This window comes from Paenibacillus harenae DSM 16969 (assembly GCF_000422465.1).
GTDB classification, from domain to species: domain Bacteria; phylum Bacillota; class Bacilli; order Paenibacillales; family Paenibacillaceae; genus Pristimantibacillus; species Pristimantibacillus harenae.
Genome location: NZ_KE383842.1, coordinates 1053672 through 1078275, shown reverse-complemented (window position 1 = coordinate 1078275; position 24604 = coordinate 1053672). Strand labels below are relative to the sequence as shown.

The window sequence follows — 24604 nt, the reverse complement described above, 5'->3', positions numbered from 1 at the left end:
AACAAGTAACGGGAGGATGATAAAAATGAGCAATTTCATTCCTTATGTCGTGGAGCAGTCCAGCCGCGGAGAAAGATCGTATGATATTTATTCAAGATTGCTGCGCGACCGCATTGTATTTCTGGGGGCAGCCATTGATGATAATGTCGCGAACAGCATCGTCGCGCAGCTTCTTTTTCTGGCGGCGGAAGATCCGGACAAAGAAATTTCTATGTACATTAACAGCCCGGGCGGCTCAACCTCGGCAGGCTTCGCCATTTACGATACGATGCAATTCGTGAAGCCCCCTGTCCATACGATATGTACGGGAATGGCCGCCTCCTTCGCTGCCGTTCTGCTGCTAGCGGGCGAGAAAGGCCACCGCTCGGCGCTGCCGAACAGCGAGATTATGATTCATCAGCCGCATGGAGGCGCACAGGGTCAAGCCAGCGATATTGCCATTAGCGCCAAGCGGATTCTGAATATTCGTTCAAAAATCAATCAGATCTCCGCCGAGCGAACCGGGCAGCCGCTGGAACGGATTGAAAAGGACATGGATCGCGACAATTTCATGTCTCCCGAGGAGGCGCTGGAGTACGGGATCATCGACAAAGTGATTACCTCACTTTAGGTCTGTGGCTTGATGCGGGCAGGCAGGCCTAGCTAATGAGTTGCCGTCATGTTGACGGAATTTGCAGGCATTGCCTGCTCCATCAGGCTCTTATGGATCCAAATCGCGGCTTGGCTGCCATCCCCCATTGCGATCGTTGCCATTTCGGAATGGACGGTAACGTCCCCTGCCGCCCATACATGCGGGATACTGGTCAATTTCGTACGCGGATCGACCATGATATGTTTATTATCCAGCAGCTTGGCGCCCAATTGCGCTCCGATGCCGGAAAGAACCTCATTGCCGCCGAGGGCGACGAAGCAGCGGCCGGCTTCAAGAACGGTCCCGTCATCCAGCGCAACGCCTTTGAAAACAGTGTCCTCCGTAATCACGGCGCTTACCTTCCGCTCGATATATGTAATTTGTCTGCGCTCGAGGTTTTCGCGAGTATGCTCATCTATCGCGGTTAGCTCATGATTGACATAAATAAGGTCGTCCGTCCAATGGGTAAGCGTTAGCGCCATCTCCGCACCTGCTTTGCCAGCTCCGAAAACAAGCGTTCGTTTGCCTGAGATTTCATAACCGTCGCAGTCCGGACAAACATAGACGCTTATACCCAGGCAGGGCCTGAGCTCTGAAAACGGCGGCAGCCTGTCCTTCACTCCTGTTGTAAGCAATAATCTGTCGCCGGCATAATGCTCATTCCCGTCCGTTTCAATAACGAATCCATCCTGCTCTTTGGCTGCCTTAACCGCCCTTGCATGAACCAGATGGACGCCCAGCCGTTCCGCTTGTTTTCTTCCCGATGCGAGCAGCTCAGAGCCGCTTACCCCTTCAGGCCAGCCAATCAGGTTATGATAGCAGCGGCACAGGTTCGATCTTCCGTCCCCTGCGTCAATAACGGCCACCCGATGGCGATACCTTCCAAGCTGAATGGCGGCTTGCAGTCCGGCAATCCCGCCGCCAACGATCACGCAGTCATATCGCATGAATATTCTTTCCTCTCTGACAAACGTTATAAAATGAACGACAGACACTATGGTTTTAGAAGTTCCCCATTTCGCCGAACCGTATCCCAATTGTAATTATTCAGAAGAAAAAGCCAGCTGTTTCTCCTTTTCGGGAACAGTCCGGCTTTTTCAATCTTTATACGATTAATGCTGAGCGCTCATCCGCCTTCTTTTCAATAGCTCCGGCAGCGCAATTCCGAACAAAACAACGATGACGCCGACCCATTGCAGCATGCTCACATGCTCGTTCAATACAAAGGACGACAACAGGACAGCAACCGGCAGTTCCGTAGCGCCAAGGATGCCGGCCATTCCTTCGCCAATATGCGGCACGCCGATCGCGAACAGCACGGGAGGAATAAATGCGCCGAACAAGCCGAGAAGAAATCCGTACAACAGCAGGTCCCCCCATAGAAGTCCGTTAAATAGAAACGCCGGCGGGAAAAGGAGGAATACGAGAATCATGCCGCCGGTGATCATCCATGCGCTGCGGGATGCGGGATGCACGGCCGGCACCGCCTTGCCGCTGAACAAAATAAACAGCGAGTAGCTGACCGCGGATAGAAGCCCCAGGATGACGCCCATCATATTAAATTGTCCTGTTCCCTGCTCTATAATACCTGCGGCCAGCAGCGTTCCGCCCAATAATACCGCAATGGTAAAAAACATGATCCCGTTCGGGCGTTTGCGCTGGCTTACCGCCTGGATGAGCACACCGATCCAGGTAAACTGGAACAATAAAATTATGGCTAGTGAAGCCGGAATGTAACGCAGCGATTCATAATACAGCAGTCCCGTCACAGCTGTCGGCGCGCCGGCTGCCATTAAGAGCAGCCTCTGCTTCCATGTCAGCTTCGTATGGAGCACTGCGGCTCCGGCTAGCACGCCAGCCTTTCCTGCAGCTTTCCGCCGGTCGCGAAGCTTCAACCAGAACGAAAGCAGCCAGGCCAGCACGAAACCGGTTAATAATTGGCTGCCGACCACTTCGCCAAGCGTATATCCTTCGGTATAGGCAAGCACGACAAACGTTGACAGAATGCCGTAGCTGGCAGCGCCAAGAAATACAGATATCAAATACTTCATTTGTTTGTTAAATCTCCTTTCCAGTCGATTACGACTTGATGTGCGCGCACAAAAAAATCCTAACCGCGAATACAGTATCATCTCGTTCATGATCCTGTATTCGTAGTTAGGAAGTTAAGGCTTCCCGTAGAAACCCTCACCCTAAATGATGCATGTTGTGAGGTTATACGAATGTATGAAATTGTGATTTCAATGTTACCAAAGATAAATCTTACATGACAAGTAAGCTGTTGTCAACAGGAAATACATGTGCCTCGCCGGAAGGATTAGGCATTCACCGCGTGCAGCCAGGCGTTCGCGATCAAAGCGTGGCCGGCAGGCGAAGGATGCACGCCGTCCCCGGCCCAGTAGGCCGGTCCGGTCAGGGCGCTCTGCGCCGCGAACAAACCGTCCAGCGGAACGTACGGCGTTTTAAATTCGAGCGCCAGCCCGCGTACGGCATGGATTTTTGGATCCAAATCCTCTCTCCATGTTTTGCGGTCTTCAGGCACCGGAACGACGAATGGTTCAATCAATACGATGGAGGCATCCAAGGTTTCCTTCGTATGTAAGATCAAGCGGCGGTAGCCTTCGTAATATTGCTCTGCCGATGTTGGATCGTTATTGTCATAGCGGCGCCAAGTATCGTTGACCCCGATATAGATCGATACCCAAGTCGGTTTCAAATCCAGGCAATCCGCCTGCCATCTCTTCTCCAAGTCGACAACCCGGTTGCCGCTGATTCCGCGGTTTAGAAACGTTACATTTTTCTCCGGATATTTGCGTCCGAACTCCGAGGCGATCAGATAAGCGTAGCCCGTTCCCAAGCTGTTGTAATCGGAATAATTGCGTCCCGCATCCGTAATGCTGTCGCCTTGGAATAAGACGACCGCATGGTCTTCGATCATTGTCATTCTCTCTTCCTCCCGATCAATGGAAACTCTATTCGTTCATGCATAATAAAAGACAAAAACTGCTAATTTCACTCTCATTGTAAGCAGTTACATAGTCTCTGTCAATTACCGACTGTCAACCGCCCATCTATTCTTCATGCAGCCGGATGTTATATAGTAAAGAAAGAGATAACAAAGCCAAGAGATGAAGCGGAGTGAAGCCATGAAGACCACAGCTGCCCCAATTACCGTCCGTTCCGTCTGTCCTTTCGATTGCCCGGACACATGCGGACTAAGCGTTACCTTGGAAGACGGAATGATTACGAAAATTACCGGGGACCAGGAACATCCGGTTACCCGCGGAGCGATCTGCAACAAAGTAAGACAGCTGACGGACAGATTCTACCATCCGGACCGTCTTCTCTACCCGATGAGACGAACAGGTCCTAAAGGATCATTCTCTTTCGAGCGGATCAGCTGGGAAGAAGCTTACGATGAAATAACGAACCGTATGAAGGACATCATCAATGCGCACGGCGCGGAAGCGATTCTGCCGTACAGCTTTTACGGCAATATGGGTGTGTTAAATGCGGAAGGAATGGACCGCCGTTTCTTCCACCGCCTCGGCGCGAGCCGGCTCGACAGGACGATATGCAATGCTGCCGGAGCGGCGGGCTATTCGTACACGATGGGCGGTTCAATCGGCATTGATCCGGAGGAAACGGTGCATACGAAGCTGTTCCTCATCTGGGGCTGCAACCTGGTCTCCACCAATATGCATCAGACGATGCTGGCAAGCGAAGCCCGCAAGAACGGCGCAACGATTATTCATATCGACGTCCATCGTAATAGAACCTCGGCATGGGCGGACCGTTTCGTCCATATCCGCCCGGGAACGGACGCAGCGCTTGCGCTTGGCATGATGCATGTGCTCATTCGGGATGGATTAACGGATGCCGCTTTTATCGGGCTGCATACAATCGGCTATGAAGAGCTGGCCGCACAGGCTGCCTCGTATACGCCGCAGCTTGTAGAAGGAATTACAGGCGTACCCGCCGCCGAGGTTGAAGAGCTGGCCAGGCTCTATGGCCAGTCCTCTCCTACCTTCATCCGGATCGGCAACGGCCTCCAGCACCATGACAATGGCGGGATGGCCGTTCGGACGATCTCATGCCTGCCGGCGCTGACCGGCCAATGGAACGTTCGCGGCGGCGGCGCGATGAAGGGAAACGGCTGGTACGCTCGCCTGAATGCCCGCAAGCTCGTGCGTCCGGATCTTATGCCCGATACGAATGTGCGAACGGTGAGTATGAATCAGCTGGGGGATGCGCTAAATGATTTGACTCCTCCGGTGAAGATGCTGTTCGTATACAACAGCAACCCCGCTATCGTGGCGCCTGATCAGAACCGCGTCCGCCAAGGCCTCATGCGCCGGGACCTCTTCACGGTTGCGCATGACCTGTTTCTGACGGACACGTGCAAATACGCGGACATCGTGCTGCCGGCGACGTCGCATTTTGAAAATCTGGATCTGTATTCTTCCTACTGGCATCTCTATTTGCAGCTGCATGAGCCTGTCATGGAGACGATGGGCGAATGCAAGTCGAATTTCACGCTTTTCAAGGAGCTTGGACTGCGGCTTGGTTTTGAGCGCGATGCCTTTGACATTAACGAGGAGCAGATGATTCGCGAGGCGCTCGACAGCAAGCATAACCCCTTACTTGAAGGAATTACGTTCGACGAACTGAAAGCGAACACGTGGATGAAAGCCGGCAGCGGCAGCCTCCCGCCTATTACGGAACGGATTCCGACGCCGTCCGGCAAAATCGAGCTCTATTCCGATTCGATGCGGCAGGCGGGCTTGCCTCCGGTGCCCGTTCATACGCCGCTCCGCGAACCGGAGACCTATCCTTTCCTGCTGACGACCGGCCCGAACCACAGCTTCATTAATTCCACGTTTGCCAACCAGGAGAAGCTGCAGAAGCTGGAGAAAGAACCGTTTCTTCACATGCATTCGGACGATGCGGCGGAGCTTGGCTTAACCGACGGCGAGCGGGTGAAGATCCGCAATGACCGCGGTGAAGCGGAACTTACGCTCCGTATTGGTCAAGACGTGCTTCCCGGCGTTCTTGTGACGCAAGGACTGTGGTGGGATGATTCGCGCCGCGGCCAGCAAGCCGTTAACGCGCTTACTCCGCAGCGGCTGGCCGACATGGGCGGCGGCGCTACCTTTTTCTCCAACCGGGTCGAGGTGTTGAAGCTCGGCACCGTTCAAGAGGAATAAAGGTAAAAACCCTGACTTCCAGATGAACCGGAAGTCAGGGTTTTCTCTTATCTCAGCTCTGCGACAATAGCAGAAGGCGTCCCGCCGGTTAAGGCGCTGACCAAATTTTGCGCGGCAAGCATCGCCATATCGAATCTCGTCTTCTCCGTAGCCGAACCGATATGCGGCAGCGTCAGCACGTTATCCATCTTCAGAAACGGATGATCGGCCGGGATCGGCTCTTTCTCGTATACGTCAAGGCCGGCTCCCGCAATCGTACCTTCCCGCAGCGCTTCGATCAATGCCGCTTCATCAATCGTCCGGCCGCGCGACACGTTTATGAAGATCGAGGCCGGCTTCATCAGCTTGAACTCCTCGCGTCCGATCATTCGGGTTGTCTCGGCCGACAACGGCGCCAGCATCACGACGAAATCCGACGCCGCGAGCAGCTCTTTCAGCCCGGCATACCGGACGCCCAGCTTCTGCTCGGCCTCCGGTTTTCTGCTGCGGTTATAATATAACACGTCCATCTCGAATCCAAACCGGGCTCGCCTCGCCACGGCTTCCCCGATCCGCCCCATGCCGATAATGCCGAGCGCGGCATGATGTACGTCGCGGCCAAATAATTTGACCCCGTCGCCGGATGTCCAGCGTCCCTCTTTGACATAACGGTCAAGCTCGGCTACCCTTCTGGCGGTTCCCAGCATCAAAGCCAACGCCAGGTCGGCAACCGTATCATCGAGCACATACGGCGTATGCGTGCCGATTATTCCCCTATCCTTCATCGCCTGCAGGTCAAAATGATTGTATCCGACGCTGATCGTGCTTACCGCCTTCAGATTTGGCGATCGTTCCAGCAATTCGGAGTCGATTCTGCGGCCGGATGTAAGCAAGCCGTCTGCTTTTGCCAGCTTATCCAGCAGCAACGGCCGCGGGATAGTGGTTTCATCCTCCCAACAGTCAATGCTGCAATGCTCGGCAATGTACGCTTTGACTTCTTCCGGAACTTTTCGGTCTATAAATACGGATGGCTTCAAGTACAGTCTCCTCTCCTCCTTCTAGTATTTCATTCCAATAAGCCCTTATGTACGACTTCGGCGGCTGACAGCTCTATTTTAACCATAGTTGATTCAAAATTTAAAGCAGGTGAGCTTATTTAGCTCACCTTCAAGGTATACGGCACCGTAACCGTCTCGCCCCCATACCGGAATTGGCCCCACAGCTTGTAGATTCCCTCCTCCGGAAAAACGGTATGGAACATAATATTGGCGCCGCCGCTCATTCCTTCGACAGCGTGGGCATGAACATAAAGATCCGCGCCGCTGTTCATGATGACGCAGTGACCGGACGTCCCGAGAAAAGGTTCAACCTCCTTGACCGGCTGCCCTGTCTCCCCGTCTGCAAGCCGGAACAGCAGCATGACGGTCTGCCCCGCTTTGATTTCGTTAACCGAGGGGCTTGCCGATAGCTTAATACGGAGGCTGCCCGCCGTTTTGACAAAACTATGATCCGGCTTCACCTCTTCGTCCGGATGGGCATCTCCGCTGACCGTTATCCATTGCCGGACGGTGGTTACGTCTTGCTTATCGGGCTTGAATTCCGCCGTCAGCAGGAAGCGGCCTCCGTATGGAAACGCAGCGCGCGCGCGAAATTCGCCATCGCCAACGTACTCCGGGTGCACATGCTGAAAGGAGGACAAATCGCTGCTAACGATAATAACATGCATTAGCTTGGTCATATCCTCCCGAAACTTCAATACCGGTTCTCCTCCTGTATTCGTTACGCGCAGCTGAACATCAGCATCTCCGGCTTGAAGAGGTCGATCGTTCATGACGGTTACTTGATAACCGCGTTCATCTTGGACGGACACAGGTTCCTGCTGCAGGGCGGCCAGCAACCCGCGGGTCGGCGGTTCGATATTCACATTTTTGATCGTGGCGGAAGAACAGCCGAGAACAAAACAGAGAAATACGGGAACCGTGACAAGCTTCGTTATCTGGTACAAAACCGCTCTCACCCCCTTCCCCGTTCCGGCGATATCGCAAGAATGCTGAGAACAAGTGACAGCATAGACGCTTTAACAATCGAACCTGCCCACAGCTCCGGCTCCCAGCCAATCCCTCCGTTAAGCGCAGTCCACCCAAAATAACCGCCCCACAGCATGACCGGCACGATAACCGCAATGATTCGGCTGCCGCGCCGGCGATTGGCGGTATTGCGGTAAACCCAGTTCAACAAATCCGCCGCTAGACCGGCTGCCAAAGCCAGCACGATGCCATGCACCTGATCGAACCCGTCGAGTACGGCCATCAGCACGCTTATTAACGTAAATAAAAAAGCGAAGGCGCCGAAAGGGACCTGCCATCTCTTAAGCAGCAGAAACACCGGATACATGAACACGATCGTATTTAACAAAATATAAGTCAAACCGCGAACCTGCGTATCCTCTAAAATAAGTTCTGTATTCTGAAAGCCGGAATGGTCGGCGTACCAAGCGATTACGTCAACAGCCGCAAGATTATAACGGAACATCCACACGTACATCAGAAAGAAACTGACGACGCCGATGGATAACGCAAGCGACAGCAAATACGGAAAGAAGGTCCGCCACTCCGCCTTGTCGCCATTCTCGCGCCATCCTGCCCGAAAAGGGCTCGTTAGAATGAGGATTCCGCCTGTCATCAGGGCAAGATGCGACGGACTAAGAAGGGCATCGAGGCTGACTTCTATGCCGAAGATGATATGCCAAATCATATCGAACAATCCGCCCGCCAAAAAAATGACGATGCCAAGCAAACCTAACCCATACCCGGCGGGAATCGCTTCCCTCCAGGTTGATCCGCTTCTACGCTTCGCGTAGACGATTAATGCGGCAATCCAAACCGCGCATGCCAGAAATCCGCTGTACAAAATAGCATGCCAAGGGGTGAAGAAGGTTTCGACCGCACCGTGATTATGCGCATAACCATCAATAAAGATCCCGATCACAAGCCATGTGCCAAACGCGATTGTTACGAAATGACTGCTCGTCGAAGCTTTGTTTAACGTCATCTTCATTACTCTCCTTTATGGTTAGGTATTGATCCATGCTATAACCGGTATGGCAACACTAATCCATCCTCTCCATCACATCCGGTTCCTCCCATTTTTTGCATGTCAAGTTAATATTGGCTGGGTATGGATAAAGGTTCGATTGAAGTACGGTTGAAATTATGTATACTGTCATTTATAATATAGAATGCTTTTATTTGTTCAAAAGAAAGGAAAAGGAATACTGCGATGAGTGAAAACAACAAGTACCGTGTTCTTTTATTCTATAAATTCGTAACCGTACCCGATGCGGAGCAATTCGCCGCCGAGCATCTTGCCTATTGCAGGGAATTGAACGTGAAGGGCCGCATCCTCATTGCGGATGAAGGCATCAACGGCACTCTCTCGGGAACCACCCTTCAGACCGACAAATATATGAACGATCTGAAAGCTAACCCTTTGTTCGCGGACATCGTGTTCAAAATCGACGAAGCCGATCAGCACGCTTTCAAGAAAATGTTCGTCCGTTACAAGAAGGAGCTCGTAACGCTGCGCTACGAGAAGCCGCTTGATCCGAATACGCTTAGCGGCACCCGGCTCTCGCCGAAGGAGTTTCATGAGTATTTGCAGAAAGAGGATGTCATCGTGTTAGACGGCAGAAGCGATTATGAATATGATCTCGGTCACTTCCGTAACGCGATCCGCCCCAACCTCGAGACGTTCAAGGAATTTCCGAAGTGGCTGCGCGAGAATATGAGCGAGCTGAAGGACAAGCCGATCATTACCTATTGCACCGGCGGCATCCGCTGCGAGAAGCTGACCGGCGTCATGCTGAACGAAGGCTTCAAGGATGTGTACCAACTAGAAGGCGGTATCGTGACTTACGGTCAAGATGAGGAAGTGCAAGGCAGGCTGTTCGACGGCAAATGTTATGTATTCGACGAGCGTACCGCCGTTACGATTAATCATACGGACGAATCCGTTATCGTCGGCAAATGCCATCACTGCGGCAACCCTGCGGAGACCTACATCAATTGCGCCGATGATTCCTGCCACCGCCAGCATCTCGTATGCCCCGAATGCGAAGAATCGCGCCGCGGCTTCTGCTCGGCAGAGTGCGAAGATCATGTCGTTGCCTAATCAAAGAAAAGGTTGATCTCCCCGACGGGGAGATCAACCTTTTGTTCTTTCCAACAATAAGTTTATTTCTTGGCAAGCTTCAGCTTACGGGCTGCGAATGCAATAGCCGCCAGCGCAGCAGCCGCGATGATGACGACCCAGCCTGTCATCGAGCCTGACGAAGAAGTTTGAACATCCGCTTCTGCGGCAGCAGTATCCGTGTCCGCTACCGTTGTAACTGCTATTTCCGCCGAATCGGCTGCCGGCACATCGATGCTCGTCGTGCTCATTTCATCATCGGTCCCCGCTTGCAGCGTGTTGTCCAGCGTTACGGCTTGGAAGCCTTCGACGACTTTCACAAGCTCCAAGCCAAATACCTCATTAAGATAAGCCGCTTTCTCTGCCGAGAAATCCTGAATGCCGATTTCAATAAAATCGCCAACCGGGCCGGTATTCGTCACATGAATCCCTTTCTCAGCCAGCTCATCGACATGGTCTTTGAATACATATGCGTCCACCTTCGCGTGCATTTCCTTCAGCTCGCTGCTGGCATAGCCATCCAGATTTTGCTCCGCTGCATATACGAATCCCGATGCCGGTCCTGCGGCAACCGGTACGAGGGCGATACTGGCGGCGATCACTAATTTTGCCGCCCATTTTGTTTTTACATTTACCATCAAATTCATTTTATATTCCTCCTAAAAGTTTTGTGAAGCATGGCTTCCCGAATGATGATCGCAACAAAACTCGCATCGGAAGCATACGCTTAGTTTTGTGAAGCATGGCTTCCCGAATGAAGATCGCAACAAAACTCGCATCGGAAGCATACGCTTAGTTTTGTGAAGCACAGCTTCCTGAATGAAAATCGCAACAAAACTCGCATCGGAAGCATACGCTTAATTAATTGTTTTTGATGCGGATCTGGCTACGCTGATCGTTTCCTCGCGGGTTAAATCTCCCATAATGGAGTAAAGCCTGCCTTCCATGACCCAATGGAGCACGGTATAGTCCTCCTTCATGGAGCCGATATACCCGTCTAAGTCGCCGATCTTGACGGTTTCTAAATCGGTGAACATGTCGGTGGCAGCATTTCTATCAACGGTATAATCAAAAGTTCCTTTGCTGCCCGTGTAAGTGAATTCAAGTCTGTCGATTGTCCCTTCGTTACCTACGAATGCGCCAATCTCTTTCTGCAGTTGAAACGACTGAGGGACTTCGGCCGGCATATGCAGCTTCTCTCCGAACAACGCTTCCGCTTCTGCGACGCTTTGCGGCTCGGGGGTTGAGAATATCGTTCCAGGATTCTCTTGTATAATTCCTGGATCAACTTCAACTACGATTTTAGGCGGATCCTCGGGGATCGTATTCGTCATTTGCTGCGAAGCGAGTACGACAAGAATAGCTGCTGCCGCCGTCATGAATCCGATCGTCCAACGTTTGCTTCGGCGAACCCGTTTTTTTGGAGTTAACGGCAAGGCTTGCTCTTGCTCGGAACGGATGCCGTTCCTCACCCGTTCCTTCAGCCTCTCGTCAAACTCCATGCCGGCAAATAACGTATCGTCGGCCTCTGTTTTATATTTATCTTTGAGCCCGGACTTCTCCTGATTCATGAATCGAGTCCCTCCTTTCGCAAATAATCCTCGAGCTGCTGCCTCGCCCGGTGCAGGCGTCCCCGAATGGTTCCCTCCGAGACCGCCGTGGCCTCGGCAATTTCCCTCGTGTTCATATCCAAATAGTAATACAAATATAGAACCTCTTGATTTTGCTGCGACAGCTTCAGGACATGCTTGAATATTAAGCTGTTGCTCAATCGCTTCAAAACTTCTTCCTCGACGCCGGCGGAAGGGCTCCTTTCCATCAAACCCGGATCTGTCGGCTGCTCGGAGAACATCTTCAGCCCTGTCTTGTCGCGGCACAGATTTAAGGTTATTCGGGTCAGCCACGTCTTCACGCTGCTCTCTCCCCGAAAGCTTGACCAGTTCCGGTATACCCGGATAAACACTTCCTGGCTTATATCTTCCGCCATATGTCGGTCTTTCATATAAAAATAAGCGGTGCGGAGCACGATATTCCCGTACGCGGACATCAATTGCTCCAATGCTTCCGAAGGTTCCATGGAGAAGCCTTCTCTGTCGATTCGGCCGGCCAGCTTCACCGTTGTACTCACCTCCACCCTATTAGACGGGTTCAGAATAAATTCCGCTGCACGGTGCCGCAAAAAAATTATCGTTTGCTTCAACTCATTCCCGCTCGTGAGACCGACGAGAGTAATTAATGCCTTGTTGGAGAACCTAATGATGCCTCGTTGCTGAGAGTAATCAACTTTATGGAGGTTCCAGGAATGGCGAACAACAAACATAAGTCGGTCAAAGCGAAAAACGAAGCTTTTATAACAAGCTCTAAAAATGCGGAAAATAATGTAGCCGAAACAACGGACCGGAACCGCCGCCAGAAAGGCCATGTCCCGAACAGCCCGCCAATCGGCTAAACGACGCCATCTGGTGAACAACGAAGAGCTGTCTCCAAGGGGGTCCTTGTAGAGACAGCTCTTCATTATGTGACCGGCTCCCACCGGTGACGATACCGGTCAAGCCGTGGATGCGGTTGTTTGGGCTCATCCAGGATGAGCATCCTTAGCTTGACAATCCATTCCTCGTACGAGGAAAAGGATGCAAACCGGTTTGCCATTTCGCCTGTTAAAAGCAGGAAGAGCGGTGAAGGATAGGTCTGCGACAAATGCCTCAGCGCAGAATCGATCGGCGTATATTTTTTCCGTTTCGCTTCCAGCCGTTCGAGGACGATCATTGGATCGTCCCGCTCCCTTTTCCACTCGAACAGCTTATCTTCTCTCTTATATAAAGCGCTGACCGGCTCATTCGATATCCGCTTGACGCTCTGCTCATGCAGCGGGTATAGAACAAGCCTCGCGAACGATCGTTCCTTCGCAATGGAAGCGGCCATATCCAGCTCGCGTCCGGTAATATGCTCAAATGAATCATAGAAGATCATCGTGCCTTTACGCTCATCCTTAGGCGGCTCGTAGCCGAAGGGCATTTTTTGAACCATATCGCTCATGGAATGGATTCTCCTAAAATTCGTTTGTTCTTCTTAGTCTGCCTCGCTATAGCTTTCGATAATCGCTTTTCATAATTTTTTTCACAAGACTCGACCAATTCGAATTGGCCGGACAATACTTCCTCGCGACCTTCTCGATCGTCTCCAGGCCTTTGCCTACGTAATGCTTGGATAATAGCTGTCCGAATCTTCTTACGCTGTCTGCTTTCGTTTCGAAGCTGAACGCCTTATTATACTTGTCTCCGTCTATCGCATTCAAGCCGAAGAGATTATTTTTCTTCTTGGCGAGCCGGCTTTTCCCGTTTCCGCTCTCCAGCTTCATAACCGCGATCGTGAAATAGGCGTTTATGCCGTACTCGTCCTCTATTTCCAGGATAGCTTCCTCCAGCTGATGCCCGGCCAGCTCCGTTCCGTCAAAAATTTGCGTAATATGCTCGACCGTTAAACCTGAATCGGAAGCGACAATCGAGGTCGGCTCGCTGGGCTCTTCCACTGGAAGTATCTTCTTCACTTGCGGAACGGCTGCCGCGACGGCTGTATCCGCAGTTGATTTTATTGAAACAGCAGCATCATCGTTGGAGCCGGAAAAGGACAGAATACTGACTTCATCTTTCTGCTTCTTGGCGTAGTAGCCGTGAACGTAACCTTCGCCCTTCAGCTCCAGCCAACCGTTATCGGTTTGTGCGGTAACTTGCAGCAGCGTATCTTTCTCTACGACTTTGATAATTTTTGATTTGGCGCTTGGTTCTGTACGGACATTTAAGTAATAAGCGGTAACCTCATATGTATGTACTGGCTCTTCAACAACCTCTATATTTATTTCTTCTATGTTTTCTTCCGGATTCGGAACCTGGGACGGCGTGGTCGCTTCGGCTTCCTCGCTGACGTTGACCGTTACGGGGATCTGCGCCGGGGGAACCGGCTCTGGAACTGGCTCAGGATTTGGAGATTGGGTCGGAATGGCTATCGGAAGCGGGACGGGGAGTAAAGCGGTGGCCGGAATCGGCGTTGCCGTTTGCTTGATCTCGTGTAAAGGCTGAACATTCATCCCCAGCGTGATGATGAGGGACATTATAAGCAAATAAACGAATAATTGTTGTTTCCACTTTTTTCGCATGTTTATACCTCTCCCTTATTGTTGATGTAGGAAACCCGGTTCAAACATAAGTTAGACGGAAGCACATGTGTAGGCGCGCTGAAATGTGGACGGTCTGTGTTGATTATATGTAAGACATTCCGTCAAAAGACGAGTTATCGAACGATTTTTTCCGAGAGAGGTTGTTTATGAGAAAATTTAAATATTTGGAACAAAGGACCGTTGTCAGCAGAAAATAAAGTTTTAGACTGACCTAAGAAATTGGAACAGCGACAGCTAAGGACGAGAAAATAAAGTCCTAGACTGTCGCTGTTCCATTGAACTAATGTTCCCGGAAGTTCAAAATTTGGGGTGTTACAGTGATTTTTGAAGAGAGACTATCCCACACTACGAACGATTAGTTCTCTAATTTATTTGACATTTGAATCCACTTATCTAGCTCTATGGTTTCGAAATATTCCTGAACATCAAGCTTGACCGGTGCAATCAATTCTAATAAGTTCCCATCAGGATCTTCAAAATAAACAGCCGCATGCACTTGCGGATAAAGAGGGGGGACTACAGGCTGCTGAAACGGCTCAAACTCATAGAAATTAACCACGTCGATGTTCCGCTCCTGTAACCATTCCTTGGCCTTATCTATATCTTCCAGCTCGATGAGAAAAGCGGTATGCCTGATGGAAACATGATAAAGAATGTTCACCTGTTCCGCAACCCATAAAGCCAGCCAACTTCGTCCCTTTTCAATCCAAAAGAAAGCGCGCCCTTCCGTTCTATGGGCAAGTTCTAAACCCAGGGATTCATAGAATCGTATAGAACGATCAAGATCGCTAACAGGTAAATGCGCCTCATACAACCCTTTAATCATTCGATCGCCCCTTTACATGATCCGCCCTTGCAAAGGAAGCAGCCGCAGACTCAGCTTCTTGAAAAGCCTTAGCTAATACTTCATCCCTTCTCAAGAAATAATTCCCTTGTGCACGGATGATTTGATAGTCGACTCCCATAAAGTTGAACATCGCTTTTAAATATTTGTGAGAATACTCAACTTCCGCGTACCAATCATTGTTCGTATAGATCCCGTCACTCGCTTGAATGACAAGGACGTTCCTGCCGTCGTTTAGAAGCCCGACCGACCCTTTATCCGTATAGGCAAAAGTCTCTTTAGCGATCAAAATGTTATCCATGTAGTCTTTTAGCTTGGATGGAACGTTAAAATTATGCAGCGGCATGGAAATGACATATTTTTTCGCACTTTTAAATTGTTGTAAAACTTCCGACATCCGGAAGTCGAGCGTCTGTTCTTCTTCAGTCAAGCGCTCATCTCTTCCCCTTTTTTCCTGTAGGCTCAGAAAGGTACGGTCAATGCAGGGAATGTGTTCCCGATATAAATCGACTTGTTCGATTGGCCCTTCTGGGTTCATTTTTTTGTAAGTCTCCAGAAATTGATGAAGCACTTGAAGACTTACCGATGAATTGGTATCTACTTTTGGATGTGCATTAATGACGAGCAGTTTTTCCAACTTCGATCTCTCCTTTGTTCTCACTTCTTATACGCATATAAAGACAAATAGCGGATATATTTTGTGACATTCGCTTAGGACTCCAAATGAAAAAACCGACCTCAGATTTAGGTCGGTTATTCCTCTGTTTCAAAAGTCGCAATTACCATCGATTCAGAGTGATATGTTTCAGCTTATCCGGATTCGTAACGATGAACAATCGGATAGGTCGCGAATTGTTGTCGAACTGGAAGGACAAGATCCCAAACAGTTCGCCGCCCCTTTTCAATAGAAGGCCCGGCTGACCGTTAACGTTGACAAGCAACTGATTCTCGGACCCAAGGCTTTTTAATGCAATCCCTTAAAAAAGCCCTTATTCCCGGGAGAACAAGAGCTCTATTCGAAGTATATGCGGCCTATGCCGGCGTTGTATTATTTCTTGAAACCCGCGGAATGAGCGGCAATGATCGCATCCACCTGAGCATTCCAAGCTTCGTCCTCCGTGCAGCGTTCCGGATGCGCCTCAAACCAACTGACCGTGCGCTTGATTCCTGCGCCGAATGTAACGGCTGCTTCAAACTCGGGTACCAGACTCTTGATTTTGCTGTTATCGAATACGCTCGTCACCGCTTTATCCCCGAGAAGGCCGCCTTCAAGATCAGGATCATGGGAAATGAGAAACGCCGAAGAGATATGGACAAGCTTAGGTTTAACGCCGGCCGCTTCGCCGATCGCTTCATAGATCCGGTTCCAGGTCAGCACCTCGTCGGAGGTTATATGATACGCTTCGCCAATCGCTTCCTCCCGGCCTAGCAATCCGACGAAGCCTTTCGCGAAATCGGTATTGTGCGTCATGGTCCACAGCGATGAGCCGTCACCGTGCACGATGACAGGCTGCCCCTTGCGCATGCGCGCAATAATCGACCAAGGATGAGGCCAGCTGTTTAATGCGGCGGGGATCATCGTATCTCCATAGGTAAACGACGGACGGACGATGGTGACCGGAAAGCCCGAGCGGTCCCGTTCGCTTTGCAGCAGCTTCTCGCACGCGATTTTGTCGCGCGAATATTGCCAATATTGATTTTCCAGAGGCGTCGCCTCTTCCGTGATTATATAATGCCGAGGCGGCTTCTGGTAGGCGGATGCGGAGCTGATGAAGATATACTGCTTCGTTCTGCCGCGGAACAGCTCGATATCGGTTCTTACATGCTCAGGGGTGAAAGCGATCCAATCTACGACAACATCGAAGTTTTGGCCTTCTAATGCAGCAGCGGCAGCATGCGGATCGCGGATATCGCCGTTAATGACTTTAGCGCCAGCCGGCACAAAATCATCTCTTTTGCCGCGGTTAAATAAATAAAGCTCATGCCCTTTCTCGGCTGTCAGCCTGGAAACGGCTTGGCTGATCAGCCCTGTCCCCCCGATAAATAAGACCTTCATGAAATGGACTCCCTTCCGATTAGAAGTATTTTCCAATCCCTGCAATGTTCAATTAATAGTACCATATATCAAATCTCTTAAAAAAAGAAGATGCTATAATAGAGCCACTACGCGATAAGGAGTCGACGATTATGGTTATAAGAACACAAACAACGCTGTGTGCGATCCTTCTCACCTCGATGCTGCTCGGCGCTTGCGGCAGCGGGAATCAAACAGGTGCCGGTCCGGAACATACGGATACCGATCATCATCAACATCAAACGGCTAACGGCGACCTCCAGGAGACGACGGCTTCGATCAAGGTACTGCCTTCGTTTCTGAAAGGAGCCGCGCCGGAAGTAATCGCCGGATACGAAACGGCGGCAACCGCAACGGATATTTTGCCCTATATCCCCTGCTATTGCGGATGCGGCGAGAGTGCCGGACACAAAAGCAATCTCAATTGCTTCATTGCGGAAATGCGCGAAGACGGATCCGTCGTATGGGATGATCACGGAACACGATGCGGCGTATGTCTCGAAATTGCGGTATCTTCCGCGGCGTTGAAGGCAAGCGGCATCGAACCGGAACGAATCCGGCATATCATTGATGAAACGTACAAGGAAGGTTACGCAAAGCCGACAATAACGGAAATGCCGCCTGCGTAATTGAAACTTCCTTCGCCGCTATGAACCTTTTACAGTTTGCAAAAAAACAAACGAAATCATAACTTTGCGGCATCGCCACGCGCAGGTCAAACTTACTAAGATTAAGCTGTGAGGGGTGGTCATATTCAATCATCGATTCTTGGAGGGGATCTATGAAACTGCATGATAAGGTTGTGTTCGTGACGGATGCCGATAACGACAGCGGCAGAGCCGTAACGAAGCGGTTGGCGGCAGCGGGAGCAAGCTTTATTCTGAACAGCGGCTCGGGAGGCAGCCTGCTAGCGGATGAGTTGCATTTATTACGGCAGGCGGGCTTGAAGACGCTCGTTGTCAATGTCGATCTAAGCAAGAGCTCCGAGACCGCTGCGATGCTGGACTATGCGGAGGAGCAGCTTGGCGCGGTAGATATTCTCGTATTTAATTCATCCTTCGTCCATCGCGCTTCCGTTGAAGACTGTGAAGAAGTTCCGTTTGTGGAGAGCTTGAGGGTTAATGCGAAGTCCGCCTTCATCTGCACGCAGGCTGTCGGCCGTCAAATGCAGCAGAGGCAGTCCGGCCGCATCATTTACATTTCTTCCATTCATGCGGAGAAACCGACCGGCTCCTCCTTCGCATTCAGCGTTTCGAAGGGCGCGGTCAAGATGCTTGCGAAGGAAGCGGCTATTGTGCTGGGGCGGAACGGCGTATGCGTGAACACGATCGAGCTCGGGCCATTGAAGGGTGACGACGAGATTTTCCAAAGCACATTCTCCACCTTGTATCGCGATTATGAATATAAGGTTCCGAACGCCGTCCTCGGCACGGCTGACGATCTGGCGGAGCTTGTCCTGTTTCTTTCCTCAGATGCCGCAAGGTATATCAACGGTTCGGATATCCGTCTGGACGGCGGCTTTCTGCTGCATTACATGAATTTCAAAATGAAACGTCCATAATCGCCGGCACGGAGGTGAGTCATGACTATTTCAGGCAAAATCGCACTTGTAACCGGTGCGGGCACGGGAATTGGCCAAGGAGTCGCTATCGAGCTGGCGCGGCGCGGCGTTAAGGTTGCCGTCCACTATAATCAGAGTGATGCCGGAGCGCTCCTCACAAAGCGGCAAATCGATGAAGCCGGCGGAGAAGCCTTTATCGTTCAGGCGAATGTCGCCGACAAACCCGAAATAGAGCGAATGGTTCATAGCACGGCCGACCGCTTCGGCGGCATCGACATTCTCGTCAATAATGCGGCGCTTCAGCTCAATTACGGCTTATTCGAGCATGACGAGGCCACCTTTGACCGGATGATGAGCATTAATTTGAAAGGCTACTGGCAGTGCATGCAAGCGGTCGTTCCTTATATGAAAGCGAAGCAAGCAGGCCGGATTATTCTGATCTCCTCCGTTCACAGCAAGAGACCGACCGATTTCGATACCGTGTACGCGATGACGAAGGGCGGTATTCGGATGCTCGCTAGAGAAAGCGCGATCGAGCTGGCCAAGTACGGCATTACGGTCAATACCATCGAGCCCGGCGCCGTCGATGTCGGGAAGCAAAGCGCCAGGGATTCCAAGCCGATCGTTACGGCTGAGGATATGGAGAAGCATCAAAGAACGAAGTACAACATTCGCGACAAGTTTCCGCTCGGACGGGTCGGCAAGCCGCTGGACGTCGCGAATCTCGTTTCTTATATCGCCTCGGATGAAAGCGAATTCATGACAGGCTCCTCGATCAGGCTTGACGGAGGAAGCATGCATCTTTAATGAAGGTTGTCCATGTCCGTAACATTACGAGATCAGGGAGTGAATTATGTTGTCCAACAATCCATCCTTTGAACAAACGCTTGCGCATGTGAACACCCAATCCAAACCTTCCGAGCTTCGAATCACCGATATTCGTTTCACCGATATTGTCGGCGCGCCTTTCCATAGCAGCTTAATTAAGGTGTACACGAATCAGGGTCTTATCGGCTTCGGCGAGGTCCGCGACGGCGCCGATAAGGTATATGCGCAAATGCTGAAGAGCCGGCTTCTGGGCGAGAATCCATGCAGCATCGATAAGCTGTTCCGTCGTATTAAACAGTTCGGAGGCCATGCCCGCCAAGGCGGCGGCGTCAGCGGACTTGAGATCGCATTGTGGGATTTGGCGGGCAAAGCGTACGGCATCCCGATCTATCAGATGCTGGGCGGCAAGTTTCGGGAAAAAATCCGCATGTATTGCGATACGGACGTCGACGGCAAGAATACGGGCACGGCTATGGGTTTGGCGCTGCAGAAACGGATGGAGCAAGGCTTCACCTTCTTGAAGATGGATTTAGGGATCGGGCAGATTATAAACGAGCCCGGCACGTTAAGCGCGCCGATCGGGTTTCTGGAGGAAATGCGCGACATCTCCAAGAAGCGGTACCGCTCGCATAACGAGAATTTGAGCGAGGACGAAATTCGGGACATTCGCAATAGGCATTACGACATCCACAACATCCCCCACCCTTTCACGGCGATCCATGTGACGGAGAAGGGCTTCGATATGCTGGAGCAGTACGTGGCTGACGTTCGCGCCGTCATCGGTTATGAAGTGCCGCTGGCCGTGGATCACTTCGGCCATATCGGCCTTGAGGATTGCATCAAGCTCGGACGCCGCGTGGATAAGTACAATCTCGCATGGATGGAGGATATGCTTCCGTGGCAGTACACCGCGCAGTATGCCAAGCTGTCACGTTCGGTTACTACCCCGATCTGCACAGGCGAGGACATTTATTTGAAGGAAAATTTCAAGCCGCTACTTGAAGCGGGCGGCGTATCGGTCATCCATCCCGATGTGCTTACGACGGGCGGCATTCTGGAAACGAAAAAAATCGGCGATATGGCCCAGGAATACGGCGTTGCTATGGCGATCCATATGGCGGAAAGCCCGATTGCCTGCCTAGCGGCCGCGCATGTGGCTGCTGCAACCGAAAATTTTCTGGCGCTGGAATACCATTCCTGCGAGGTGCCCTGGTGGGATGACATCATTATAAGCAGCAAGCTTCCGAAGAAGCTGGTACAGAACGGATTCATTCACATAACGGATGCGCCGGGCCTTGGCATCGATGATCTGAACGATGAGGTGCTTGCGCAGCATCTTCACCCTAAAATTCCAGGCCTGTGGGAGTCCACCGACAGCTGGAACCATTTTCAGTCCAACGATCGGCTTTGGAGCTGATTCCTATCTGATCGGCAAGCAAGTTCTCTACACTTCACATGCCAAGCAATAGTGTGATGAAAAAAAAGGTTCGTTCAGGCTGTTTTCCCTGGACGACCTTTTTTTATTGTCCGAATGTTTAAGTTTCTATCAAAACTTATGTATAATCATATCGTATTATTATTATTTAATTATAACGAAATAGAATTTAGGAGTGGAAAGAATGCAACGACTTATTAAAGGTAATGTGATTTTGTTATTCGTCTTAGCGGCAATTTTCTTTTTTTCAGGGTGCAGTACGGAGCAAACCCCGGAAACTGCATCTGATACTGTTGAATTGACGATTTCCGCAGCTGCGAGTTTAACGGATGCGCTTGGTGAAATCCGGAATAGATATGAATCAAAGAATAAATCGGTCAAATTGTACTTTAACTTCGGCGCATCCGGTGCTCTGCAGCAGCAAATCGAACAAGGAGCCCCGGCAGACTTATTTCTGTCCGCAGCGCCTAAAAATATGAAGGCACTCGTTGATAAAGAGTTAATCGATGCGGATAAACAAAAAACATTGCTGACTAACGAGCTGGTTGTCGTTATTCCATCGGACGGGAAATCTGTGATCGGCAGTATGGCTGAGCTGACGAATAAGAAAGTAAACAATGTTGCGATCGGTATTCCCGAAAGCGTCCCTGCCGGCAGCTATGCCAAAGAAGCGCTCTTAAATGCCAATCTGTGGGAAGCTTTGCAGACTAAAATGGTTCAAGGAAAAGATGTTAGACAAGTTCTTCAATATGTGGAAACTGGAAATGCCGATGCAGGCTTCGTTTATAGAACGGATGCATTGACCTCGCAGAAGGTAACGACCGCTTTTGCCGTCGATCCCACAACATATGCTCCAGTCGAATATCCAATCGGGATTGTTAAAGCAACGAATCATAGTCTAGAAGCTGAACGCTTTTACAGGTTTCTTCAATCGAAAGAGGCGCTGGCTGTATTTCTCAAATACGGTTTTTCCATACCTAACGGATAGGCTATTTCAAGGGCTCTGTGGCATTCTGCCCCTTGCCGGCCTGCTCAGGCTCGGAACAATCGAAGCACACGATGCTTTTGTCTTCTAACACGATACCGTTAAGAAATCCGTCGAGGCAATAGATGTCCTTTCCGCATTCCTTACAGCTGCCTACAAGCTCCCTCATGTCTATCGCCTCCTAAACAGATCCCTTTGTTACACACATCCGATGAGCAATTACCTCTTCTTTCTATTATAAGTCGATTGCATCCCATAAAAAACAAGGAGCTGTTCGCAAAGGTTAATAACCTTCGTGAACAGCTCTGCATGCCTAGCTTTACTTGGAAGTCTCTTCTGCGAATCGAACCGCTTTGCCTGCCGCAGCCGCTTCCATCAACCCGCGAATGTATCCGATTCCGTATAAGCGGCCAAGCGTCTCGTAACCCGGGTTGGTATTGTCCTCGCCTTCCATCGTCGGCACGTGATCCGGTCTCGCCGGTCCGTTAAAGTCAACCTCGTAATACGTTTGCATCGATTCAAGCATATTCGTTTTGCCGTCGTCATGGAACGTTTCTTCAAATTTCTCAGGCGTTCCCTTCACGTCTCGGAAGTGGACGAAAAACAATTTTTCCTGCTTGGCGAACTGCCGGATTACGCTCGGAATATCGTCCCCAGCCGTTGCCAGCGTCCCCTGGCACAGCGTAATGCCGTTATATGCGCTCGGTACAAGATCAATCGCCCGCTGCAGCGCGGCTGCGCTTGTAAGAATCCGCGACACGCCGCGGATCGGCGTTATCGGCGGATCGTCCGGGTGCAGCGCCAGCTTCACCTTCGCCTGCTCCGCGACCGGAACGATCTGCTCCATAAAATAGTGGAGGTTCTCCCAAAGCTGCGCTTCCGTTACAATGCCTGCTTCCGTGAGAGGCGCATCCTTCATCAGACTGTGATCATAGCTGGATACGAGCGCCCCGCCGCGCGTGCGGGTCGTCGTCGAGGTGCGGAACCAATTGAACTGGGCCATGAAGTTGTAGCAAAGCACCGGAATGCCCGCGGCGCCCATATTCAAAATAAAGTTCTGAAACTGTTCGATCTCCGCATCGCGTCCGGCCGTCCCCAGCTTGATTTCGTTGCTGGGCGGCATCGATTCAATAACGGTAAGCTCAAGGCCAAAATCGGCGAACCGCTGCTTCATGCGGATAAGCGGCATCAGCTCCCACGGCTTCTCCTGCTTCTCCTCCCACGGAAGCCCCCCGACGGCATGATCTACGCCAAGCTGCTTGGCCAAATGCCACAGCCGGTTAGGCTGTGATGGGAACACTTCTGCTAACTTCATGTGATAACCGCCTTTCTTCTCCGTTGGTCAGCCTCCAGCCTTAGCCGCAAGCTCCTTGCCCATCTTCTCGATTTTGTTGAATGCCTCTTCAATCGATTGTTGACCGAACGTAACCGCGTCCATTTCCTTCCTGTAGGTATCGACCCACTCGGAGAAGCCCGCTGCCGGCGAGTAGAATGGCAGCGCTTTGTCGAGCGAAAGATCGTATATCTCCTTTCCCAGCTTATCCTTCGCCTCAAGCGTCGGCTCAAGCTCGCTATAAATGTCCGGGTTGATCGGGATGCCGCGGGTTAAGGCCAGAGCCTTCCCGGCTTCCTTGTCGGAAATAAACCATTTGACGAATTTTTTCGCTTCGTCTTTGTTTTTGGAAGTCGCGCTTACGCTCAGGAAGATCGTCGATTGCGCCCAGCCGCCTCCGGCCGGTCCGGTCGGAAGGTTCACGACGCCGACCTTGCCAGGCATCAGCTGCTCCAGCGCGCTGACCGAACCGGTCGTTGCTCCACGCGTCATGACGACGCCGGAAGCCATCGGGTCGGCCTGCGGATCATTTTCAAGGAAGGATGCCGCCTTCTCCGCAGGAGGAACGATCTTCGATTTACGGAACTCCTCATAGGTCTGATAAAATTCCATAAACAAATCTTTATCGAGCGTGAACGTTTTGCCCCCGTCGGACATGACCGGCGGCTTGCCCATTGCCGTCTGGTAGTAGTTGAAGCCGTCCCACGTCGTTGTATCTCCGATCGGGTACTTCCCTTCCGGCAGCTTCGCCCGAGCGTCCCGGGCCCATTGGAAGAACTCATCGTAAGTCCAATCCTTATGCGGATGCGGAATACCGAACTCGTCCAGCTCGGTTTTGTTAAAGGCGATGCCCTGCGCGTTCTGGCTGAGCGGGATGCCGTACAATTTGCCGTCGATGGACAAATTCTCGATCACATTCGGATCAACGATGCCGCTTAGGTCAATATCCGATAAATCTTCCAGCTGCCCTCTGGCTACGTATTCTTGAATAAAAGCCGCGTCCATCTGCAGCACATCCGTAATCGTCTTCGAGGCAGCCAGCGTCGGCAGCTTCTGCCAGAAAGCATCCCAAGCCATAAATTCCGGCTTAAAGGTAACTGCCGGATTTTGTTTCGTGTAAATGTCAAGCGCCTTCTGCGTGGCTTCATGCCTCGCATCCGTTCCCCACCACATAATACTTAACGTCGTCTTGCCTGCGGGAGCTTCATTCCCCTTGTTGTCTGCGCCGGCGTCCGTCTCCTCCCCCGCCTTGTTGCCGCCGTTTCCGCCGCCGCTGCAAGCGGACAATACCAGCATGACGGCCATCATAAGCATACCCAATCTCTTCGTCCAACCTTTGTTCGCCATTAGACATCCCCTTCTCCA

General features: G+C 51.3%; 26 protein-coding genes and 1 riboswitch. Of the genes, 9 read left to right on the top strand and 17 right to left on the bottom strand.

Annotated elements, in window-relative coordinates; translation table 11 throughout:
• Positions 1-25 precede the first annotated feature (25 nt).
• A complete protein-coding gene (clpP, locus tag H581_RS0115335) occupies positions 26-610 on the top strand; it encodes an ATP-dependent Clp endopeptidase proteolytic subunit ClpP (protein WP_028610782.1) in 585 nt (194 codons plus the stop codon).
• A 32-nt stretch (positions 611-642) separates the two neighbouring features.
• Here the strand turns inward: clpP and H581_RS0115330 are convergent, their stop codons facing one another.
• The 3 genes from H581_RS0115330 to H581_RS0115320 form a co-directional block, all read right to left on the bottom strand.
• The gene (locus H581_RS0115330) at positions 643-1578 is read right to left on the bottom strand and encodes an NAD(P)/FAD-dependent oxidoreductase (RefSeq protein WP_028610781.1); all 936 of its coding nucleotides are present in this window, start codon (positions 1576-1578) and stop codon (positions 643-645) included.
• A gap of 165 nt (positions 1579-1743) precedes the next feature.
• Entirely contained in the window at positions 1744-2682 is a 939-nt protein-coding gene (locus tag H581_RS0115325) for an EamA family transporter (protein ID WP_028610780.1), read from the bottom strand.
• An 83-nt stretch (positions 2683-2765) separates the two neighbouring features.
• A riboswitch (purine riboswitch) is annotated at positions 2766-2873 on the bottom strand.
• Positions 2874-2948: 75 nt separating this feature from the next.
• Entirely contained in the window at positions 2949-3575 is a 627-nt protein-coding gene (locus tag H581_RS0115320) for an SGNH/GDSL hydrolase family protein (protein WP_028610779.1), read from the bottom strand.
• A gap of 202 nt (positions 3576-3777) precedes the next feature.
• Between H581_RS0115320 and H581_RS0115315 the strand changes: the two genes are divergently transcribed.
• Positions 3778-5838, top strand: coding sequence for a molybdopterin-containing oxidoreductase family protein (locus tag H581_RS0115315; protein ID WP_028610778.1), 2061 nt, complete (start codon positions 3778-3780; stop codon positions 5836-5838).
• 47 nt (positions 5839-5885) lie between these two features.
• Here the strand turns inward: H581_RS0115315 and H581_RS0115310 are convergent, their stop codons facing one another.
• The 3 genes from H581_RS0115310 to H581_RS36480 form a co-directional block, all read right to left on the bottom strand.
• On the bottom strand, positions 5886-6854 hold the full coding sequence (locus tag H581_RS0115310) for a 2-hydroxyacid dehydrogenase (protein WP_028610777.1): 969 nt from the start codon (positions 6852-6854) through the stop codon (positions 5886-5888).
• A gap of 119 nt (positions 6855-6973) precedes the next feature.
• Entirely contained in the window at positions 6974-7822 is an 849-nt protein-coding gene (locus tag H581_RS34140; protein WP_028610776.1) for a hypothetical protein, read from the bottom strand.
• A gap of 8 nt (positions 7823-7830) precedes the next feature.
• Complete coding sequence (locus H581_RS36480) at positions 7831-8868, bottom strand: hypothetical protein (RefSeq protein WP_051250824.1); 1038 nt, start codon at positions 8866-8868, stop codon at positions 7831-7833.
• Positions 8869-9096: 228 nt separating this feature from the next.
• On the opposite strand from H581_RS36480, the gene trhO reads away from it, so the two are divergent.
• Positions 9097-9987, top strand: a complete 891-nt coding sequence (gene trhO / locus H581_RS0115295) for an oxygen-dependent tRNA uridine(34) hydroxylase TrhO (protein WP_028610775.1) — start codon at positions 9097-9099, stop codon at positions 9985-9987.
• Between the two features lie 62 nt (positions 9988-10049).
• Here trhO and H581_RS36475 read toward each other — a convergent pair whose 3' ends face one another.
• The 3 genes from H581_RS36475 to H581_RS0115280 all read right to left on the bottom strand — a co-directional run bounded on the left by H581_RS36475 (position 10050) and on the right by H581_RS0115280 (position 12205).
• Positions 10050-10652 (bottom strand): hypothetical protein, encoded by a 603-nt coding sequence (locus H581_RS36475; protein WP_028610774.1) that lies wholly within the window; start codon positions 10650-10652, stop codon positions 10050-10052.
• Positions 10653-10862: 210 nt separating this feature from the next.
• Positions 10863-11576: a DUF4367 domain-containing protein gene (locus tag H581_RS0115285; RefSeq protein WP_028610773.1), complete on the bottom strand. Its 714-nt coding sequence runs from the start codon at positions 11574-11576 to the stop codon at positions 10863-10865.
• Positions 11573-12205 (bottom strand): sigma-70 family RNA polymerase sigma factor, encoded by a 633-nt coding sequence (locus tag H581_RS0115280; protein WP_245600040.1) that lies wholly within the window; start codon positions 12203-12205, stop codon positions 11573-11575. Before H581_RS0115280 ends, H581_RS0115285 begins: the two co-directional genes overlap by 4 nt.
• A gap of 102 nt (positions 12206-12307) precedes the next feature.
• Between H581_RS0115280 and H581_RS38390 the strand changes: the two genes are divergently transcribed.
• Complete coding sequence (locus H581_RS38390) at positions 12308-12454, top strand: hypothetical protein (RefSeq protein WP_169507509.1); 147 nt, start codon at positions 12308-12310, stop codon at positions 12452-12454.
• 65 nt (positions 12455-12519) lie between these two features.
• Here the strand turns inward: H581_RS38390 and H581_RS0115270 are convergent, their stop codons facing one another.
• From H581_RS0115270 to H581_RS0115250, 5 genes are all read right to left on the bottom strand, one after another.
• Positions 12520-13041 carry a hypothetical protein gene (locus H581_RS0115270; RefSeq protein ID WP_028610771.1) on the bottom strand — a complete coding sequence of 174 codons (522 nt, stop codon included), beginning with the start codon at positions 13039-13041 and terminating at the stop codon, positions 12520-12522.
• A gap of 46 nt (positions 13042-13087) precedes the next feature.
• Complete coding sequence (locus H581_RS36470; protein WP_051250822.1) at positions 13088-14158, bottom strand: glucosaminidase domain-containing protein; 1071 nt, start codon at positions 14156-14158, stop codon at positions 13088-13090.
• Between the two features lie 376 nt (positions 14159-14534).
• Positions 14535-15005, bottom strand: a complete 471-nt coding sequence (locus H581_RS0115260) for a VOC family protein (RefSeq protein WP_028610770.1) — start codon at positions 15003-15005, stop codon at positions 14535-14537.
• A complete protein-coding gene (locus tag H581_RS0115255) occupies positions 14998-15660 on the bottom strand; it encodes an FMN-dependent NADH-azoreductase (RefSeq protein WP_028610769.1) in 663 nt (220 codons plus the stop codon). The genes H581_RS0115260 and H581_RS0115255 overlap by 8 nt, the downstream gene beginning before the upstream one ends.
• Positions 15661-16071: 411 nt before the next feature.
• Complete coding sequence (locus H581_RS0115250) at positions 16072-17079, bottom strand: SDR family oxidoreductase (RefSeq protein WP_028610768.1); 1008 nt, start codon at positions 17077-17079, stop codon at positions 16072-16074.
• 131 nt (positions 17080-17210) lie between these two features.
• On the opposite strand from H581_RS0115250, the gene H581_RS0115245 reads away from it, so the two are divergent.
• From H581_RS0115245 to modA, 5 genes are all read left to right on the top strand, one after another.
• Positions 17211-17726: a PCYCGC motif-containing (lipo)protein gene (locus H581_RS0115245; RefSeq protein ID WP_028610767.1), complete on the top strand. Its 516-nt coding sequence runs from the start codon at positions 17211-17213 to the stop codon at positions 17724-17726.
• Between the two features lie 152 nt (positions 17727-17878).
• Entirely contained in the window at positions 17879-18658 is a 780-nt protein-coding gene (locus H581_RS0115240; RefSeq protein WP_028610766.1) for an SDR family NAD(P)-dependent oxidoreductase, read from the top strand.
• A 21-nt stretch (positions 18659-18679) separates the two neighbouring features.
• Positions 18680-19465, top strand: coding sequence for an SDR family NAD(P)-dependent oxidoreductase (locus H581_RS0115235; protein WP_028610765.1), 786 nt, complete (start codon positions 18680-18682; stop codon positions 19463-19465).
• A 46-nt stretch (positions 19466-19511) separates the two neighbouring features.
• Positions 19512-20903: a mandelate racemase/muconate lactonizing enzyme family protein gene (locus tag H581_RS0115230; RefSeq protein ID WP_036718661.1), complete on the top strand. Its 1392-nt coding sequence runs from the start codon at positions 19512-19514 to the stop codon at positions 20901-20903.
• A gap of 202 nt (positions 20904-21105) precedes the next feature.
• On the top strand, positions 21106-21909 hold the full coding sequence (modA, locus tag H581_RS0115225) for a molybdate ABC transporter substrate-binding protein (protein ID WP_028610763.1): 804 nt from the start codon (positions 21106-21108) through the stop codon (positions 21907-21909).
• 1 nt (position 21910) lies between these two features.
• On the opposite strand, the gene H581_RS38385 is transcribed toward modA, so the two are convergent.
• The 3 genes from H581_RS38385 to H581_RS0115210 all read right to left on the bottom strand — a co-directional run bounded on the left by H581_RS38385 (position 21911) and on the right by H581_RS0115210 (position 24586).
• Positions 21911-22075 carry a hypothetical protein gene (locus H581_RS38385; RefSeq protein WP_169507508.1) on the bottom strand — a complete coding sequence of 55 codons (165 nt, stop codon included), beginning with the start codon at positions 22073-22075 and terminating at the stop codon, positions 21911-21913.
• 150 nt (positions 22076-22225) lie between these two features.
• Positions 22226-23221: a mannonate dehydratase gene (locus H581_RS0115215; protein ID WP_028610762.1), complete on the bottom strand. Its 996-nt coding sequence runs from the start codon at positions 23219-23221 to the stop codon at positions 22226-22228.
• 27 nt (positions 23222-23248) lie between these two features.
• Positions 23249-24586: an ABC transporter substrate-binding protein gene (locus H581_RS0115210; RefSeq protein ID WP_028610761.1), complete on the bottom strand. Its 1338-nt coding sequence runs from the start codon at positions 24584-24586 to the stop codon at positions 23249-23251.
• Between the last annotated feature and the right edge of the window lie 18 nt (positions 24587-24604).